Raw genomic sequence first — 15,844 nt, forward strand, 5'->3', positions numbered from 1 at the left:
GGGCTCCGCTTCCTCGGACGATCCGGACAGCCAAACAATACGGGGCTCACCCCCGCAGAGCCCGCGCCGTGGTGTGCAGGGCGGTCTCCAGGGTCAGCGCACGGCGCAGCGGATCCATCATGTTCGGCCCCATCGCGGCCAGGTCCTCCAGCGTCGGGGCCAGCACCTGCACCCGCACCCCCGCCGCCCGCAGCGCCCGCACCTCGCGGAACAGCTGACGGGTCACCACCCGCCGGTACCGGCCCACCAGTTGCACCAGAACCCCGCGCGGCCGGTCCCGCCGCCGCCACTCCCGCACCGCCCCCACCGGGCCGCGGACCTCCCCCCGGCCGTCCGGCCAGCCGGGCCGCAGCGCCATCGGGGCCAGGACGTACACCTCGTCCAGGCCCCGGCCGAGCATCAGGTCCGCGTTGGTCGCCGACCAGCAGCCGCCGTCCACGTACCGGTGCCCGTCCAGCTCCACCGGCGCGAACCACCCCGGGATCGCGCAGGAGGCCATCACCGCCTCCGCCACCGGCGCCGGCGGCTGCCCCGGGTCCCCGAACACCACCCGCCGGCCGGTCCCGTAGTCCACCGACACCACACGCAGCGGCCACCCCCCGGGCGCCGCCTCCCCGACCAGCCCGCGCACCAGCTCACCGACCGGCGCCACCGACGCGCGGCCGGTCGGCGCGGCCGCCGACACCATGGTCAGGAACGGGTACCCCCGCGGGTTGCGCACCGTGGCCCGCAGCAGCCCCGGCGAACCGAACCCCGGCCGCGGCAGCGGCGGCAGCGCCCCGCCCAGCGCCTCCTCGTACCCGAAGCCCACCCCCGCCAGGGGGCCCGCGGCCAGGTCCAGCCCGCGCTGGTGGTCCGTCAGGTCCGCCGTCCCCACCCCCGCCGCCAGCAGCGTCCCCAGCACCGACCCGGCCGAGGTCCCGAGGATCACCTCCGCCTCCCCCGGCCGCCACCCCGTCTCCTCCTCCACCGCCCGCAGCGCACCCACCGCCCAGGCCGCCCCCAGCACCCCGCCCCCGCCGAGCACCAGACCCCGCCGCACCAGGCACCACCTCCGCCCTCCACCGACCGGCCCCCACGGTACGTCCCCCTTCGTGCCCACCCGCCGCGCCCCGCCGGTCAACCCCGTGCACCACCCCCGGCCGCCGCAGCCCTTGTCCCGCACCGCGAACCACCCGGATAGGTGACACCGGCGCGCTCCCGCGACACCTCCCCCCAGGTCCGTTGCCACCGCCACCGGCCCCGGGTACCAAGGAGCCGAACCCGCACCGCTCCGCACGAAGGGCGCCGCCGATGACCGCTCCCACCGCCGCCGCACCCCGGGTCCGAGCCCTGGTCCACCCCCATCCGCGGCGCCCCGACCGCACCCCGCGCCGTCCGCACCCCGTCGGCGAACTGACCCCGCGTCACCCCCGGGCCGCCTGCGCCCCCGCCCGCACCGGCAGCAGCCGACTCGCCGCCCGCTTCGCCCACCGCCTCGTCGAGGTCCTCACCGGCCACCGCCCCGCCGGCCAGCTCCAGCGCCACACCACCCTCCCCGGGTACCAGCAGCTCACCGCCCTGGTCCGCACCGGCCCCCTCCGCCCCCGCGGCCGCCTCACCCCCCCACCGCCTCGGCCGCGTCTACGACTCCGCCCCCACCCCCCGCGCCCTCGAGGTCTGCGTCCGCGTCGAGTTCGGCCCCCGCCACCACATGGTCGCCTTCCGCCTCGAACAGCACCGCCGCACCGACCAGTGGCAGTGCACCGCCGTCGAAGCGAGGTAGTTGGAGGCAGCGGCTCGGCAGGGCAACGCCCAGGGGCGCGGGGAACTGCACGAATCGGAACGCACCCGCCTACAACACGAGCTCCGGCAGCCAGTTGCAACACCAAGGGGCGCGAGGAACTGCGCGCTTCGGGAGGCGGCGCACCTGCAACTGACCCACCATCAGCCAGTTGCAGGTGCTGCCGTTCCCCTTCGCGCAGTTCCTCGCGCCCCTGAGGCGCTGCCCTTCCGGGCGACCGCGTACAGCTACGCGTTACTTCTTGCGGCGGCCCTTCGCCGCGCGGGCGGCCTTGCGCCGCTCCGCCCGGGTCAGCCCGTCGCCGTCCTCGACGCCGTCCTCGAAGTCGCCCTCGATGACGTGCTCGTCGCCGTCCACCGACGGGGCGGTGTAGTGCAGACGCTGCGGCTTCGGAGCCTCCAGGCCCTTCGCCTTGATCTCCGGGCGGCCGGCCGCCTGGTCCTTCTCCAGCTTGGCGAGGGTCTCCTCGGTGTCCGCGAGCGGCACCTCCTCGACCTGCTGCTCGACCTGGACCTCCAGGTTGAACAGGAGCCGACCGACTCCTCCTTGATGCCCTCCATCATCGCGGAGAACATGTCGAAGCCCTCGCGCTGGTACTCGACCAGCGGGTCGCGCTGGGCCATCGCCCGCAGGCCGATGCCTCCTGGAGGTAGTCCATCTCGTAGAGGTGCTCGCACCGGCGGTGCGTGAGCACCTCTACGAATGGACTACCTCCAGGAGGGCATCGGCCTGCGGGCGATGGCCCAGCGCGACCCGCTGGTCGAGTACCAGCGCGAGGGCTTCGACATGTTCTCCGCGATGATGGAGGGCATCAAGGAGGAGTCGTCGGCTACCTGTTCAACCTGGAGGTCCAGGTCGCAGCAGCAGGTCGAGGAGGTGCCGCTCGCGGACACCGAGGAGACCCTCGCCCAAGCTGGAGAGGCACCAGGCGGCCGGCCGCCCGGAGATCAAGGCGAAGGGCTGGAGGCTCCGAAGCCGCAGCGTCTGCACTACACCGCCCCGTCGGTGGACGGCGACGAGCACGTCATCGAGGGCGACTTCGAGGACGGCGTCGAGGACGGCGACGGGCTGACCCGGGCGGAGCGGCGCAAGGCCGCCCGCGCGGCGAAGGGCCGCCGCAAGAAGTAACGCGTAGCTGTACGCGGTCGCCCGGAAGGGCAGCGCCTCAGGGGCGCGAGGAAACTGCGCGAAGGGGAAACGGCAGCACCTGCAACTGGCTGATGGTGGGTCAGTTGCAGGGTGCGCCGCCTCCCGAAGCGCGCAGTTCCTCGCGCCCCTTGGTGTTGCAACTGGCTGCCGGAGCTCGTGTTGTAGGCGGGTGCGTTCCGATTCGTGCAGTTCCCCGCGCCCCTGGGCGTTGCCCTGGCCGAGCCGCTGCCTCCAACTACCTCGCTTCGACGGCGGTGCACTGCCACTGGTCGGTGCGGCGGTGCTGTTCGAGGCGGAAGGCGACCATGTGGTGGCGGGGGCCGAACTCGACGCGGACGCAGACCTCGAGGGCGCGGGGGGTGGGGGCGGAGTCGTAGGACGCGGCCGAGGCGGTGGGGGGTGAGGCGGGCCGCGGGGGCGGAGGGGGCCGGTGCGGACCAGGGCGGTGAGCTGCTGGTACCCGGGGAGGGTGGTGTGGCGCTGGAGCTGGCCGGCGGGGCGGTGGCCGGTGAGGACCTCGACGAGGCGGTGGGCGAAGCGGGCGGCGAGTCGGCTGCTGCCGGTGCGGGCGGGGGCGCAGGCGGCCCGGGGGTGACGCGGGGTCAGTTCGCCGACGGGGTGCGGACGGCGCGGGGTGCGGTCGGGGCGCCGCGGATGGGGGTGGACCAGGGCTCGGACCCGGGGTGCGGCGGCGGTGGGAGCGGTCCATCGGCGGCGCCCTTCGTGCGGAGCGGTGCGGGTTCGGCTCCTTGGTACCCGGGGCCGGTGGCGGTGGCAACGGACCTGGGGGGAGGTGTCGCGGGAGCGCGCCGGTGTCACCTATCCGGGTGGTTCGCGGTGCGGGGACAAGGGCTGCGGCGGCCGGGGGTGGTGCACGGGGTTGACCGGCGGGGCGCGGGCGGGTGGGCACGAAGGGGGACGTACCGTGGGGGCCGGTCGGTGGAGGGCGGAGGTGGTGCCTGGTGCGGCGGGGTCTGGTGCTCGGCGGGGGCGGGGTGCTGGGGGCGGCCTGGGCGGTGGGTGCGCTGCGGGCGGTGGAGGAGGAGACGGGGTGGCGGCCGGGGGAGCGGAGGTGATCCTCGGGACCTCGGCCGGGTCGGTGCTGGGGACGCTGCTGGCGGGTTGCGTGGGGGGTGGTGGACGGCGGACTGACGGACCACCAGCGCGGGCTGCGACACGACGCGCCGCGGGCCCCCTGGCGGGGGGTGGGCTTTCGGTAGGTACGAGGAGGGCGCTGGGCGGGGGCGCTGCCGCGCTGCCGCGGCCGGGGGTTCGGTTCGCCGGGGCGGCTGGGGGTCACGGTGAGCAACCCGCGGGGTGTACACGTCCTGACCATGGTGTCGGCACGGCCGCGCTCGGACCGGCCCCGCGCGTCGGGTGGGTCGGTCGAGTGCAGCTGTAGTGCGTGGAGTGTGGGTCTGGTCGGAGGAGGCGGCGACCGGGGTGGCACCGGCCGCTGCGTTGTGGTGTCGGTAGGAACGACGGGGACCGGCCGGCGGGGGTGTTCGGGGACCCGGGGCGAGCCGCCGGCGCCGGGGGCCGGTACCGGCGGGTGGTGGACCGTCAGCTGTTCCGCGAGGTGCGGGCGCTGCGGGCCGGCGGGGGGGGTGCGGGTGCAGTGCTGGCCCCGACGCTGGAGGACCTGGCCGCGATGGGGCCGAACATGATGGATCCGCTGCGCCGTGCGCTGACCCTGGAGACCGCCCTGCACACCACGGCGCGGGCTCTGCGGGGGTGAGCCCCGTATTGTTTGGCTGTCCGGATCGTCCGAGGAAGCGGAGCCCCCGATGCGCGTGTACGTGCCCACCACCCTGGCCGGACTGGCGGCCGCGCACCCCGGTGGGTCCTTGGACCAGTCGGTGGCGTACGCCGTGACCCCGGCACTACGGGAGTGGTACGTCAGCGACGACCTGGAGGAGCTGGAGTACGCCGCGCTGAACCGGGCCGCCCAGGCCGCGCTGCGCCTGCTGGCCGAGGACGCGCAGGCCCCCGCGCCGCCGGGTGGTGGTGGCGGTGGACGTGGGCCGACTCGGCGGTGGCGCCGTTCGCCGGTGACGAGTACCAGGACCAGGCCTCGCTGGGCCGGATCGTGCTCAGGGGCCCGCTGCCGCTGGCCAAGGCGGCCGCCGTGCACGCGGACGTGGCCGATGCGGACGTGGTGGCCGACGTGGCGGCGGCGGTCGCGGCGATCGGCGCGGCGGACGGGGGCGACGCGGACGCGCAGTTCACGGTGGACGGTGCCGAGGACCACGAGCTGCTCTGGTTCGCCACCCAGGAGATCCCCGCGCTGCTGGCCTGATCCGGACGGCCTGGACGCCCCGTAGAATCCCCCGGTCGTGGAGTCGATCAAGGGGGAACGCGCTGTGCGCAAGCTGTGGACGGCCCTGCTCGCCGTGGTGGTGCTGCTGTTGGCGGGGGCTCCGGCCGGGCCGACGTGGCCGATCCGGTGACCTGGGCCGAAGCCGAGGTTCATCACGTACAACGTCTGCGGGGCGGCCTGCCCGGACGTCTACCAGAACGACCCGGCCAAGTGGCGCGACCAGCTGGTCTCCGAGGTGGACGCCTGGAGCGCCGACGTGGTGGTGCTCCAGGAGCTCTGCCACGGGCAGTGGGACCTGCTGCGCACCAAGCTGGCGGGCCGCTACGAGGCGGTCTGGGGCGCGACGCTCTCCTCGGCCTCCGGCTGCGCCAAGTGGGACGCCACGGACACCCGCGTTCGGGCTGGGGATCTTCGTGAAGGGGTCCGGCTGGCACCGTGGTGCCGGGCAGCCGCTCGGTGACGATGCTGCCGAAGCCGGACGGCACCGAGCAGCGCGCGCTGCTCTGCGCCCAGGCGAAGGTGACCGGCCGTCAGGTCCGGGTCTGCGACACCCACCTGGACCCGCACGACGCCGTCACGCCGGTGCACGCCGCCGAGGTGGCCCGGCTGACCGGGGGCGTACGTGGACGCGGGCGAGCCGGTGCTGCTGGCGGGCGACTTCAACGCGACCCCGCAGGAGCCGGCCCTGGACGCGCTGTACAACCACTCGGGCGGCAGCGGGAAGTACCAGGAGGCGGACGAGAACGACGCCGACTTCTGCGCGCTGCCGGGTGGCCGCTGCCGCACCGGCGCGCCGACCGTGGAGCCGCTCTGCTCGCCGAAGGCCACCACCGCGACGAAGATCGACTACCTCTTCCTGAGCGCCCGGGACTTCCGCAACGTCAAGGGTGACGCGGCGCCCTGCACCCCGGGCATGTCGGACCACCACCTGCTGCGCGGGGGCGGCCGAGTTCGAGGGCTGAGCACCCCGGAGGGCGCTCAGTGCAGCGGGTCGCGGACCACCTCGGGCAGGCGGAGGACGGCTTGCAGGGCGATGTAGAGCTCGGCCGAGTCCAGCGGGCGCTCGAAGGAGCGTCCGCTGAGCTGCTCGATCCGGCGCAGGCGGTAGCGGATGGTGTTGGGGTGGCAGAACAGCAGTTTGCCCGCCTTGTCGGCCGAGCCGTCCACCGCGAAGTAGGTGGACATGGTGGTGAGCAGCTGCTCGCGCTGGCTCTCCGGGAGGTCCATCAGCGGGCCGAGCACCTGGTGGCCGATCCGGGAGGCGGTGGAGGGGGAGCTGACCACCAGCATCGGCAGCGGGGGAGGCGTCGAAGACCGAGACGGTCTCGGAGCGGGGGGCCGCGCTGGCCAGCGCGACCTGGGCCAGGTGGAGGGCCTGCGGGGTCTGGTCGAGTCTGGAGTAGCAGGGGCTGACCCCGGCCCGACGGACCGTCTGGAGCCGTAGCGTCTCGACCAGTTGCTCCATCGCCGCGCCGTCCTGCATGGAGACGATGCCGATGTGGGCGTCGGGGGTGAGGGCGCCAGGCGGAGCCCATCTGGTGGCTGCGCAGGGCGGGTTCGATGTCCGGCAGGGCCTGCCGGGCCAGGCCGGGGGCGTGCGCGACCACCACGGCGAAGGTGCCGTCGTAGGGCAGGGTGAGCATGTCGGCGGCCTCCAGGACCCGCCCGGGGTTGCCCATGCCGCCGCGCAGCACCACGTCCACCAGGGCCGAACGCTCCTGGTCCCACTGGATCTTGAGGGCGGCGGTGCGCTCGTTGAAGGCGTCCACCATGGCGCCCACCACCTCGTCGTTGTACCGCCAGACCTCGCTGGCCATCGCGACCAGGTCGGCGCTGCTGGCCGCGCCGGTGCGCTCGGCCTCGGCGACCATCCGCTCCCACAGGCAGCGGAAGCCCAGCCGGTAGGCGGTCTGCACCATGGCCAGCGGCACGCCCTGCTCGGCCCGGCGGCGCCCGGTGACCCGGGGGGCCTCCAGGGTGATCTCCTCGCCGGTGAGGCCGCGCAGGGAGTAGGCCAGGTTGTCCCGGACCGCCTCGTGCAGCTGGCCGGACGGCAGCGGGCCGGCGTCCTGGTAGACCTTCAGCTCCTCGCGGATCCGGCGGACCGTCTCCTCGGTCAGCTCCGGCAGGCCGTCGAGCAGGATCCGGGCCAGCCGCTTGGTCGATTCCCCCAGCACCGTGGTCGGTTGAGCGTCCATAGCGGTCAGGGTAGGAAGCGGCGGCCCGGCCGCTCCGGGGCCGTTCGTGCCCGGCCGGGCGCGGCCGCACGGTGGGGTGGCGGGACGGGTGGGCGGACGGGCGGGCGTTCGGGGGGTGAGGCGGTGTCGCGGAGTTGACGCGGTGTCATCCGGAAGGCTGTCCGGCGCTTTTGTCGCCACCGACAGAACCGGCCGGGCCACCGCTGTTTGCCCCTACAGGGTTGCGGATCCGCGGGTACCGACCCGTTCCCGGCGTCGTTCTCAGTGCGCCGGACCGGGACGAGCGGAGGAGAGCGCGAGATGGAGAGCCGCGAGATGGAGAGCACCGTGCTGGAGCGCGACCTGACCATGGACCTGTTGGTGTCGCCCCAGGACAGCATCCCGGTCCGGGCCCGGCTGGGCTACCGGGCCGACGACCCGTACGCCGTGCACGTCACCTTCCACGTCCACTCGGCCTCCCCGGTCAGCTGGTACTTCGCCCGGGAGCTGCTGGCCGAGGGCGTCTACCGGGCCACGGGCAGCGGGGACGTGCGGATCTGGCCGAGCACCGTCGGCGGCCGCGGCCTGCTCACCGTGATGCTCCGCTCGCTGGAGGGCGACGTGCTGCTCCAGGCCGACGCCTCCACCGTGGCGGAGTGGGTCCGCCGCACCGAGGAGCTGGTGCCGCCCGGCACCGAGCTCGTGCACCACCAGGTCGACCGGGTGCTGCGCGAGCTGCTGGCGGACGGCTCGACCCCCGGGGCCTGAGCGCCGGCGGCGGCGGGTACCGTTCCTGGGTGAGCACGCACATCGTCTGGGACTGGAACGGCACCCTGCTGCACGACATGGCGGCCGTGGTGGCCTCCAGCAACGCGGCCTTCGCCACGCTCGGCATGGCGCCGATCACGCTGGAGCAGTACCGGGAGCTGTACACCTTCCCGATCCCGAAGTTCTACGAGCTGCTGCTCGGCCGCGAGCCCAGCCGGGACGAGTGGACGGTGCTGGACGCCGCCTTCCAGGACCGCTACCAGGAGCTCAGCGACGCCTGCGGGCTGACCGAGGGCGCGGCCGGGCTGCTGGCCGGCTGGCGGGCGGCCGGGCGCAGCCAGTCGCTGCTGTCGATGCACGAGCACCACCGGCTGGTGCCGCAGGTGCGGGCCCGCGGGATCGAGGAGCACTTCGTCCGGGTGGACGGCCGGGTCGGCGAGTCGTACGGGACGGGCAAGCGCGACTACCTGAAGCGGCACCTGGAGCGGCTCGGCCAGGACCCGGCGCGCACCGTGGTGATCGGGGACGCGGCGGACGACGCGGCGGCCGCCCACTGGATGGGCGCGCGTGCGGTGCTGTACACCGGGGGTTCGCACACCCGGGAGAAGCTGGCGGGGCTCGGGGCCCCGGTGGTGGACTCGCTGGCGGAGGCGGTCGAACTGGTCCTGGCCGACGAGGTCTGACGGCGCGTCATGTGACCGGCCGGTTTGGACAACGTGTCCAGGACGGTGTGATCTTCGTCCGGCTTTCTGCCTCCATGTCCCCTGACACCCTGCTGGGCTTTGGTTAGGGTGAGTGACGTCGTCGGGTGCCGAATCCGTCACCATTACCCGGACGAAGGTCGCTTCATGCGTGCCATGGGCCACTTTCCTCCGGTGCTGGTGGAGGATTGCGGGTAGACCCGGCGGTGTACCCGGACCCATCACCGAGTCACGCAACGGCGCGCGACAGGAGCCATACAGCCATGCAGACCAAGCTGGACGCAGCCAAGGCCGAGCTGCTCACCAGGCAGCGGCAGCCGCTGAGAACAGCCAGGTGGGGGGAGCGGCACCCGGGGAGGGCCTGAGCAACGGTGCTCTTGCCTCGTACCTGCGGTACTACTACCTCCACACCGCCCCCGAGGACCTCGTCGACCGCGACCCCGGTGGACGTCTACGGCGCGGCGGCCTCGCACTACCGCCTCGGCCTGAAGCGCCCGCAGGGCACCGCCGAGGTCCGGGTGTACACCCCCACGGTGGAGGAGAACGGCTGGTCCTGCGGCCACACCGTGGTCGAGGTCGTCACCGACGACATGCCCTTCCTGGTCGACTCGGTCACCAACGAGCTGACCCGCCAGGACCGCGGCATCCACGTGGTGATCCACCCCCAGCTGGTGGTGCGCCGTGACCTGACCGGCAAGCTGCTGGAGATCCTCGACCTGGACGCCTGCTCGCGCAGCCAGGCGGCCGGCACCGAGTGGCCCGCCGACGCCACGGTCGAGTCCTGGATGCACATCGAGATCGACCGCGAGACCGACCGCGAGGACCTGCACGCGATCGAGGCCAACCTGCGCCGGGTGCTCGGCGACGTCCGCGAGGTCGTCGAGGACTGGGGCAAGATGCGCGACTCCGCGCTGCGCCTGGCCGACGAGCTGGCCGAGGAGCCCCCGGCCCACCTGGCCGAGCAGGAGGTCGGCGAGGCCTGGGAGCTGATGCGCTGGCTGGCCGACGACCACTTCACCTTCCTCGGCTACCGCGAGTACGACCTGGCCGAGCACGAGGGCGAGGAGGTGCTGCGGGCCGTCCCCGGCACCGGCCTCGGCATCCTGCGCTCCGACCCGCTCAGCCACGACACCGACCACCACCCGGTCTCCGAGGCCTTCGGCCGGATGTCCGCCCCGGTCCGGGCCAAGGCGCACGAGAAGAAGCTGCTGGTCCTCACCAAGGCCAACAGCAAGTCCACCGTGCACCGCCCGGCCTACCTGGACTACGTCGGCGTGAAGCGCTTCGACGCCCAGGGCAACGTGATCGGCGAGCGCCGCTTCCTCGGCCTGTTCTCCTCGGCCGCGTACACCGAGTCGGTCACCCGGATCCCGGTGGTCCGCCGCAAGGTGCAGGAGGTGCTGGCCGGCTCCGGCTTCGCCAACGAGAGCCACGACGGCCGCGACCTGCTCCAGATCCTGGAGACCTTCCCCCGGGACGAGATCTTCCAGACCCCGGCCGAGCAGCTGCTCTCCATCGCCACCAGCGTGCTCTACCTGCAGGAGCGCCGCCGGCTGCGGCTGTTCCTCCGTCAGGACGAGTACGGGCGCTACTTCTCCGCGCTGATCTACCTGCCGCGCGACCGCCTACACCACGCCGGATCCGGCTGCGCCTGATGGACCTGCTGCTGGCAGGAGCTGAACGGCGAGAACATCGAGTACACCGTTCTGGTCACCGAGTCGGTGCTGACCCGACTGCACTTCGTCGTCCGGGTCGCCAAGGGCAGCGAGCTGCCCTCGCTGACCGACGCCGAGTGGAGCGGATCGAGCCAAGCTGGCCGACGGCCGCGCGCTTCTGGCTGGACTGCTGTCCCACGACCAGCTGCAGCGTCGAGCTGGGCGAGGAGCGCGCCGCCGAACTCGGCCGCCGCTACGCCAACGCCTTCCCCGACGGCTACCGCGCCGACTTCCCGCCGCGCACCGCCGTGGCCGACCCTCAAGCAGATCGAGGCGCTGAGCGGCGAGGGCGACTTCCGTGCTCAACCTCTACCAGCCGGTCGGCGCGGGCGACGACGAGCGCCGCTTCAAGATCTACCGGGTCGGCGGCCCGATCGCGCTGACCGAGGTCCTGCCGGTGCTCCAGCGCCTGGGCGTCGAGGTGCTCGACGAGCGCCCGTACGCGCTCACCCACCGCGAGGACGGCTCCAAGGCCTGGGTCTACGACTTCGGCCTGCGCCTGCCGCGAGGCCTCCGCCCTCACCGACGAGGCGCGCGAGCGCTTCCAGGACGCCTTCTCGGCGACCTGGACCGGCAAGGCGGAGAAACGACGGCTTCGACGAGCTGGTCCTCACCGCCGTCTGACCTGGCGTCAGGCCGTGGTGCTGCGCGCCTACGCCAAGTACCTCCGCCAGGCCTGGGAGCACCTTCTCCCAGGACTACATGGAGGACGCGCTCCGCAACAACATCCACACCACCCGGTTGTGCTGGTGAACCTCTTCGAGGCCCGCTCAGCCCCGGCCACCAGCAGGGTGCGTCCGAGCTGACCGAGGGCATCCTGGAGGAGCTCTCGGGCGCCCTGGACGAGGTCGTCTCGCTGGACGAGGACCGCATCCTGCGCTCCTTCCTGCACCTCATCAAGGCCACCCTGCGGACCAACTTCTTCCAGCACGCCTCGGACGGCGAGCGGCACTCCTACGTGTCGATGAAGTTCGACCCCAAGGCCATCCCGGACCTGCCGGCCCCGCGCCCGGCCTTCGAGATCTGGGTCTACTCGCCCCGGGTCGAGGGCGTGCACCTGCGCTTCGGCAAGGTCGCCCGCGGCGGTCTGCGCTGGTCCGACCGGCGCGAGGACTTCCGCACCGGAGATCCTCGGCCTGGTCAAGGCCCAGATGGTCAAGAACACCGTCATCGTCCCGGTCGGCGCCAAGGGCGGCTTCGTCGCCAAGCAGCTGCCGGACCCGTCGGTGGACCGCGACGCCTGGCTGGCCGAGGGCATCGCCTCGTACAAGGACCTTCATCTCGGCGCTGCTGGACATCACCGACAACCTGGTGGCCGGCGAGGTCGTGCACCCGTCCGAGGTGGTCCGCCACGACGAGGACGACACCTACCTGGTGGTCGCCGCCGACAAGGGCACCGCGACCTTCTCGGACATCGCCAACGGCGTGGCCGAGAGCTACGGCTTCTGGCTGGGCGACGCCTTCGCCTCCGGCGGCTCCGCCGGGTACGACCACAAGGGCATGGGCATCCACGGCGCGCGGCGCCTGGGAGTCCGTCAAGCGCAACTTCCGCGAGCTGGGCCACGACACCCAGACCGAGGACTTCACCGTGGTCGGCATCGGCGACATGTCCGGTGACGTGTTCGGCAACGGCATGCTGCTCAGCGAGCACATCCGGCTGGTGGCCGCCTTCGACCACCGCCACATCTTCCTGGACCCGAACCCGGACGCGACGGTCTCCTTCGCCGAGCGGCGCCGGCTCTTCGACGTCCCGCGCAGCTCCTGGGACGACTACGACAAGAGCCTGATCTCGGCCGGCGGCGGCGTCTTCCCCGCGCTCCGCCAAGTCGATCCAGCTCTCCGCCCAGGTGCGCGAGCGGCTCGGCATCGAGGAGTCCAAGCTCACCCCCGGCCGAGCTGATGAAGGCGATCCTGCAGTCCCCGGTGGACCTGTTCTGGAACGGCGGCATCGGCACCTACATCAAGTCCTCCGCCGAGACCAACGCCGAGGTGGGCGACAAGTCCAACGACGCGATCCGGGTCAACGGCGGCCAGGTCCGGGCCCGGGTGGTCGGCGAGGGCGGCAACCTCGGCTGCACCCAGCTCGGCCGCATCGAGTACGCCTCGACCGGCGGCCCCGAGGGCACCGGCGGCTGGATCAACACCGACGCCATCGACAACTCGGCCGGCGTGGACACCTCGGACCCACGAGGTCAACATCAAGATCCTGCTCAACCAGGTCGTCGCCGACGGCGACATGACGGTCAAGCAGCGCAACAAGCTGCTCGCCGAGATGACCGACGAGGTCGGCCACCTGGTGCTGCGCAACAACTACGCGCAGAACGTGGTGCTGGCCAACGCCGTCGCCCAGGCCCTCTCGATGGTCGACGTGCACGCCCGCATGATCAACCGCCTGGAGGGCAACGGCCAGCTGGACCGGGCCATCGAGTTCCTGCCGACGGACCGTCAGATCAAGGAGCGGGCGGCCGGCGGGCGCGGGCTCTCCCAGCCCGAGCTCTCGGTGCTGCTCGCCTACACCAAGATCACCCTGGCCGACGAGCTGCTCGCCACCGAGCTCCCCGACGACCCGTACTTCCGCACCGCGCTGCACGAGTACTTCCCGAGCGCGCTGCGGGCCCGGTTCGCCGAGGCGATCGACCAGCACCCGCTGCGCCGCGAGATCATCACCACCCTGATCGTCAACGACACGATCAACCGCGGCGGCTGCACCTTCGCCTTCCGGCTCCGCGAGGAGACCGGCGCCACCATGGAGGAGATCGCCCGCACCCACGCGGCGGCGCGCGCGGTCTTCGGCCTGGAGCGGATCTGGTCGGACGTCGAGGGCCTCGACAACGCCGTCCCGGCGCGGGTGCAGACCAAGATGCGCCTGCACACCCGCCGGCTGGTCGAGCGGGCCACCCGCTGGATGCTCAACAACCGGCGCCAGCCGCTGGACATCCAGGGCACCATCGAGTTCTTCCAGTCCCGGGTCGACCAGGTCTGGGACAGCCTGCCCAAGCCGCTGCGCGGCGAGGACCTCACCTGGTTCGAGGGCGTCCACCGGGAGCTGGCCGAGGCCGGCGTGCCGGAGGAGCTGGCGCTGCGGATCGCGGGTCTGTCCTCCGCCTTCCCGACCCTGGACATCGTCGGCGTCGCGGACCGCAGCGGCAGCGAGGTGACCGACGTCGCCGAGCTCTACTACGACCTGGCCGACCGCCTGCAGATCACCCACCTGCTGGACCGGATCATCGAGCTGCCGCGCGACGACCGCTGGTCCTCGATGGCCCGCGCCGCGATCCGCGAGGACCTGTTCGCCGCGCACTCCGCGCTCACCGCGGACATCCTGTCCTGCGGCACCGAGGGCTCCACGCCCGAGGAGCGGTACGCGGCCTGGGCCGAGCTCAACTCGACCCTGCTGAGCCGGGCCAAGACCACCCTCGACGACATAAGGGGTTCGGACAACTACGAGCTGTCCAGCCTCTCGGTCGCCATGCGGGTGATCCGCACCCTGCTCCGCACGGGCGTCTGACGGTCCGACAGTTCACCGCGAGGGCGGTACCGGCTTCCCTGCCGGTACCGCCCTCGCGGCATCCTGGTCGGAACCCGGGGGCGCGAGCGGACAGGTAGGGGCGTGGAACTGTCACTACGGGCCCGGCTGCGCGCCGGGGACCAGAGCGCCTTCGGGCAGCTCTTCGACGAACACGCACAGGGGGTGTACGGGTATGCCGTACGGACGCTGGGGGACTGGGCCGCCGCCGAGGACGCCGTCTCGCTGACCTTCCTGGAGGCCTGGCGGCTGCGCGGGAAGCTGGAGGAGGACGGCGGGTCGGTGCGGCCCTGGCTGTTCGGCATCGCCACCAACGTGCTGCGCAACACCACCCGGGCCGGCCGCCGCCACCGGGCCGCGCTGGCCCGGCTGCCGGACCGGGAGGTGGTGCCCGACTTCGCCGACGAGCTGGTCGGCCGGATGGACGACGGCGCCCGGCTGGCCGCCGCCAAGCGCGCGCTGGAGCGGCTGCGCCGCCGCGAGCGCGAGGTCTTCCAGCTCTGCGTGCTGGCCGGGCTGGACTACGCCTCGGCCGCCGAGGCGCTCGGCGTGCCGGTCGGCACCGTCCGCTCCCGGCTCTCCCGGGCCCGGGCCCGGCTGCGCGACCTGGCGGCGGAGGAACTGACGGAACCTCACCGCGGCCGCGGACAGGTAGGGAGTGACCGCGTCGAAGCGGTCCGGTCAGAGGGGAAGAACTGATGAACCACGAGCACGAGCCGGTGCTCCCCGCCGACCGCCACCAGCTGTTGAGGGGACACCTGATGAGCGAGATCAGCCGGAAGCCCAGGAGCACCACCCGCCGTTACGGATGGGCCGCAGTGCCTGTGCTGGCGGGCGCGCTGGCGCTGACCGTGGTGCTGAACACCGGGGGCGCCGCCCCGACCGCCTCGGCGGCCTCGGTGGTGCTGGACCGGGCGGCCGCGGCGGCGGCGGCCAAGCCGCGGCAGGAGGTGAAGGACAGTCAGTACGTCTACGTGCAGCGGCAGGACCCGGAGGTGAAGGCCGAGCTCTGGCTGCCGGTGGACGGCAAGCGGCCCGCCCTGCTGGACGACAGTCGGTACGGGCGGCGGGAGCTGACCCCGCTGGACGAGCCGGCCAGCGTCAACAACCCGAACTACCGCTACGTGGCCACCCTGCCGACCGACCCGGCGGCGCTGCTCGCGCTGATCAAGGCTCAGACCGAGGGGCAGGGCCAGAGCCCCGAGCACGCCGCCTTCAAGGCGATCAACCGGCTGGTCGCCGAGCAGATCGCGACACCGGAGGTGAGCGCGGCGCTGTTCCGGGCGGCCGGGCTGATCCCCGGGGCGGTGGTGCACGAGGACGTCACGGACGGGCTCGGCCGGCACGGTGTCGGGGTGGCGCTGCCGGACGGCAAGGCCACCGTGGAGTGGGTCTTCGACCGCGACAGCTACGAGTACCTCGGCGCCCGCTGGGGCCAGGGCGCGGACGCGGTGGTCCGCCGGGCGGTCGTCGACAAGGCCGGCGACCGCCCCTGAGACACCGTCAGGACCCGGGCCCCGAGGGTGGCGGCCCGCTGGAGGGCGCTGGCCAGCAGGGCGAGGTCGGTCGGGCCGTTGCCCAGCTCGCGGACACGGGCGGCGGGTCGGCGGGGCGCCGAGCTGGGCCGGGTCGACGGCGACCACGGTGGGGCGCAGGGTGGCGGTGCGGGGGATGCGGCCGCTGACCTTGGCGGCCTGGAAGGCCG

At 73.2% G+C, this 15,844-nt stretch carries 15 protein-coding genes and 11 pseudogenes; 20 read left to right on the plus strand and 6 right to left on the minus strand.

The annotated features are described in order from the left end of the window. Positions 1 to 46 precede the first annotated feature (46 nt). Positions 47 to 1,042 carry a patatin-like phospholipase family protein gene (locus ABD946_RS07620; RefSeq protein WP_345281332.1) on the minus strand — a complete coding sequence of 332 codons (996 nt, stop codon included), beginning with the start codon at positions 1,040 to 1,042 and terminating at the stop codon, positions 47 to 49. A 251-nt stretch (positions 1,043 to 1,293) separates the two neighbouring features. Between ABD946_RS07620 and ABD946_RS42470 the strand changes: the two are divergent. After that, a pseudogene (locus tag ABD946_RS42470) lies at positions 1,294 to 1,765 on the plus strand (Rv3235 family protein). Positions 1,766 to 2,017: 252 nt separating this feature from the next. Here the strand turns inward: ABD946_RS42470 and ABD946_RS07625 are convergent. Continuing rightward, positions 2,018 to 2,483 (minus strand): annotated as a pseudogene (locus tag ABD946_RS07625) (preprotein translocase subunit SecA); the annotation flags it as partial. A 2-nt stretch (positions 2,484 to 2,485) separates the two neighbouring features. On the opposite strand from ABD946_RS07625, the gene ABD946_RS07630 reads away from it, so the two are divergent. Further along, positions 2,486 to 2,911 (plus strand): hypothetical protein, encoded by a 426-nt coding sequence (locus tag ABD946_RS07630; RefSeq protein WP_425558542.1) that lies wholly within the window; start codon positions 2,486 to 2,488, stop codon positions 2,909 to 2,911. A 256-nt stretch (positions 2,912 to 3,167) separates the two neighbouring features. Here the strand turns inward: ABD946_RS07630 and ABD946_RS42475 are convergent. Together ABD946_RS42475 and ABD946_RS07635 are read right to left on the minus strand one after the other, a co-directional pair. Next, positions 3,168 to 3,293 (minus strand): annotated as a pseudogene (locus tag ABD946_RS42475) (Rv3235 family protein); the annotation flags it as partial. Between the two features lie 32 nt (positions 3,294 to 3,325). After that, positions 3,326 to 3,751 (minus strand): annotated as a pseudogene (locus ABD946_RS07635) (Rv3235 family protein); the annotation flags it as partial. A gap of 736 nt (positions 3,752 to 4,487) precedes the next feature. On the opposite strand from ABD946_RS07635, the gene ABD946_RS07640 reads away from it, so the two are divergent. From ABD946_RS07640 to ABD946_RS07655, 4 genes and pseudogenes are all read left to right on the plus strand, one after another. Continuing rightward, positions 4,488 to 4,670 (plus strand): hypothetical protein, encoded by a 183-nt coding sequence (locus ABD946_RS07640; RefSeq protein ID WP_345281333.1) that lies wholly within the window; start codon positions 4,488 to 4,490, stop codon positions 4,668 to 4,670. A gap of 49 nt (positions 4,671 to 4,719) precedes the next feature. Further along, positions 4,720 to 5,231, plus strand: a pseudogene (locus ABD946_RS07645) (DUF6912 family protein). Between the two features lie 172 nt (positions 5,232 to 5,403). Then, on the plus strand, positions 5,404 to 5,712 hold the full coding sequence (locus tag ABD946_RS07650; RefSeq protein WP_345281362.1) for an endonuclease/exonuclease/phosphatase family protein: 309 nt from the start codon (positions 5,404 to 5,406) through the stop codon (positions 5,710 to 5,712). A gap of 162 nt (positions 5,713 to 5,874) precedes the next feature. Beyond that, the gene (locus ABD946_RS07655) at positions 5,875 to 6,291 is read left to right on the plus strand and encodes an endonuclease/exonuclease/phosphatase family protein (protein ID WP_345281334.1); all 417 of its coding nucleotides are present in this window, start codon (positions 5,875 to 5,877) and stop codon (positions 6,289 to 6,291) included. On the opposite strand, the gene ABD946_RS07660 is transcribed toward ABD946_RS07655, so the two are convergent. Then, complete coding sequence (locus tag ABD946_RS07660) at positions 6,231 to 6,542, minus strand: PucR family transcriptional regulator (RefSeq protein ID WP_345281336.1); 312 nt, start codon at positions 6,540 to 6,542, stop codon at positions 6,231 to 6,233. The genes ABD946_RS07655 and ABD946_RS07660 overlap by 61 nt on opposite strands. Continuing rightward, complete coding sequence (locus ABD946_RS07665; RefSeq protein WP_345281337.1) at positions 6,479 to 7,450, minus strand: RsbRD N-terminal domain-containing protein; 972 nt, start codon at positions 7,448 to 7,450, stop codon at positions 6,479 to 6,481. The genes ABD946_RS07660 and ABD946_RS07665 overlap by 64 nt, the downstream gene beginning before the upstream one ends. A 300-nt stretch (positions 7,451 to 7,750) precedes the next feature. Between ABD946_RS07665 and ABD946_RS07670 the strand changes: the two genes are divergently transcribed. The 14 genes and pseudogenes from ABD946_RS07670 to ABD946_RS07690 all read left to right on the plus strand — a co-directional run bounded on the left by ABD946_RS07670 (position 7,751) and on the right by ABD946_RS07690 (position 15,635). After that, positions 7,751 to 8,197: an SsgA family sporulation/cell division regulator gene (locus ABD946_RS07670; RefSeq protein ID WP_345281339.1), complete on the plus strand. Its 447-nt coding sequence runs from the start codon at positions 7,751 to 7,753 to the stop codon at positions 8,195 to 8,197. Between the two features lie 29 nt (positions 8,198 to 8,226). Next, positions 8,227 to 8,880 (plus strand): HAD family hydrolase, encoded by a 654-nt coding sequence (locus ABD946_RS07675; RefSeq protein ID WP_345281340.1) that lies wholly within the window; start codon positions 8,227 to 8,229, stop codon positions 8,878 to 8,880. A gap of 461 nt (positions 8,881 to 9,341) precedes the next feature. Continuing rightward, a pseudogene (locus ABD946_RS42480) lies at positions 9,342 to 10,604 on the plus strand (NAD-glutamate dehydrogenase); the annotation flags it as partial. A gap of 86 nt (positions 10,605 to 10,690) precedes the next feature. Beyond that, complete coding sequence (locus tag ABD946_RS42485; RefSeq protein WP_425558545.1) at positions 10,691 to 10,996, plus strand: hypothetical protein; 306 nt, start codon at positions 10,691 to 10,693, stop codon at positions 10,994 to 10,996. After that, a pseudogene (locus ABD946_RS42490) lies at positions 10,966 to 11,064 on the plus strand (hypothetical protein); the annotation flags it as partial. The gene ABD946_RS42485 and the pseudogene ABD946_RS42490, both read left to right, overlap by 31 nt. 190 nt (positions 11,065 to 11,254) lie before the next feature. After that, positions 11,255 to 11,419: a hypothetical protein gene (locus ABD946_RS42495; RefSeq protein WP_425558546.1), complete on the plus strand. Its 165-nt coding sequence runs from the start codon at positions 11,255 to 11,257 to the stop codon at positions 11,417 to 11,419. Between the two features lie 80 nt (positions 11,420 to 11,499). Beyond that, positions 11,500 to 11,676, plus strand: a pseudogene (locus tag ABD946_RS42500) (NAD-glutamate dehydrogenase domain-containing protein); the annotation flags it as partial. Between the two features lie 88 nt (positions 11,677 to 11,764). Continuing rightward, a pseudogene (locus tag ABD946_RS42505) lies at positions 11,765 to 11,821 on the plus strand (NAD-glutamate dehydrogenase domain-containing protein); the annotation flags it as partial. A gap of 118 nt (positions 11,822 to 11,939) precedes the next feature. Then, positions 11,940 to 12,230 carry an NAD-glutamate dehydrogenase domain-containing protein gene (locus ABD946_RS42510; RefSeq protein WP_425558547.1) on the plus strand — a complete coding sequence of 97 codons (291 nt, stop codon included), beginning with the start codon at positions 11,940 to 11,942 and terminating at the stop codon, positions 12,228 to 12,230. After that, positions 12,172 to 12,513, plus strand: a pseudogene (locus ABD946_RS42515) (NAD-glutamate dehydrogenase domain-containing protein); the annotation flags it as partial. The gene ABD946_RS42510 and the pseudogene ABD946_RS42515, both read left to right, overlap by 59 nt. Continuing rightward, positions 12,513 to 12,737, plus strand: a pseudogene (locus ABD946_RS42520) (NAD-glutamate dehydrogenase domain-containing protein); the annotation flags it as partial. The pseudogenes ABD946_RS42515 and ABD946_RS42520, both read left to right, overlap by 1 nt. Before the next feature lie 112 nt (positions 12,738 to 12,849). Next, complete coding sequence (locus tag ABD946_RS42525; RefSeq protein ID WP_425558544.1) at positions 12,850 to 14,121, plus strand: NAD-glutamate dehydrogenase domain-containing protein; 1,272 nt, start codon at positions 12,850 to 12,852, stop codon at positions 14,119 to 14,121. A gap of 102 nt (positions 14,122 to 14,223) precedes the next feature. Further along, positions 14,224 to 14,838, plus strand: coding sequence for an RNA polymerase sigma factor (locus ABD946_RS07685; RefSeq protein WP_345281327.1), 615 nt, complete (start codon positions 14,224 to 14,226; stop codon positions 14,836 to 14,838). Continuing rightward, positions 14,838 to 15,635, plus strand: a complete 798-nt coding sequence (locus ABD946_RS07690) for a CU044_5270 family protein (RefSeq protein ID WP_345281342.1) — start codon at positions 14,838 to 14,840, stop codon at positions 15,633 to 15,635. The genes ABD946_RS07685 and ABD946_RS07690 overlap by 1 nt, the downstream gene beginning before the upstream one ends. Positions 15,636 to 15,844 lie beyond the last annotated feature (209 nt).

It is taken from the genome of Kitasatospora albolonga (assembly GCF_039535905.1).
GTDB lineage: Bacteria > Actinomycetota > Actinomycetes > Streptomycetales > Streptomycetaceae > Kitasatospora > Kitasatospora albolonga.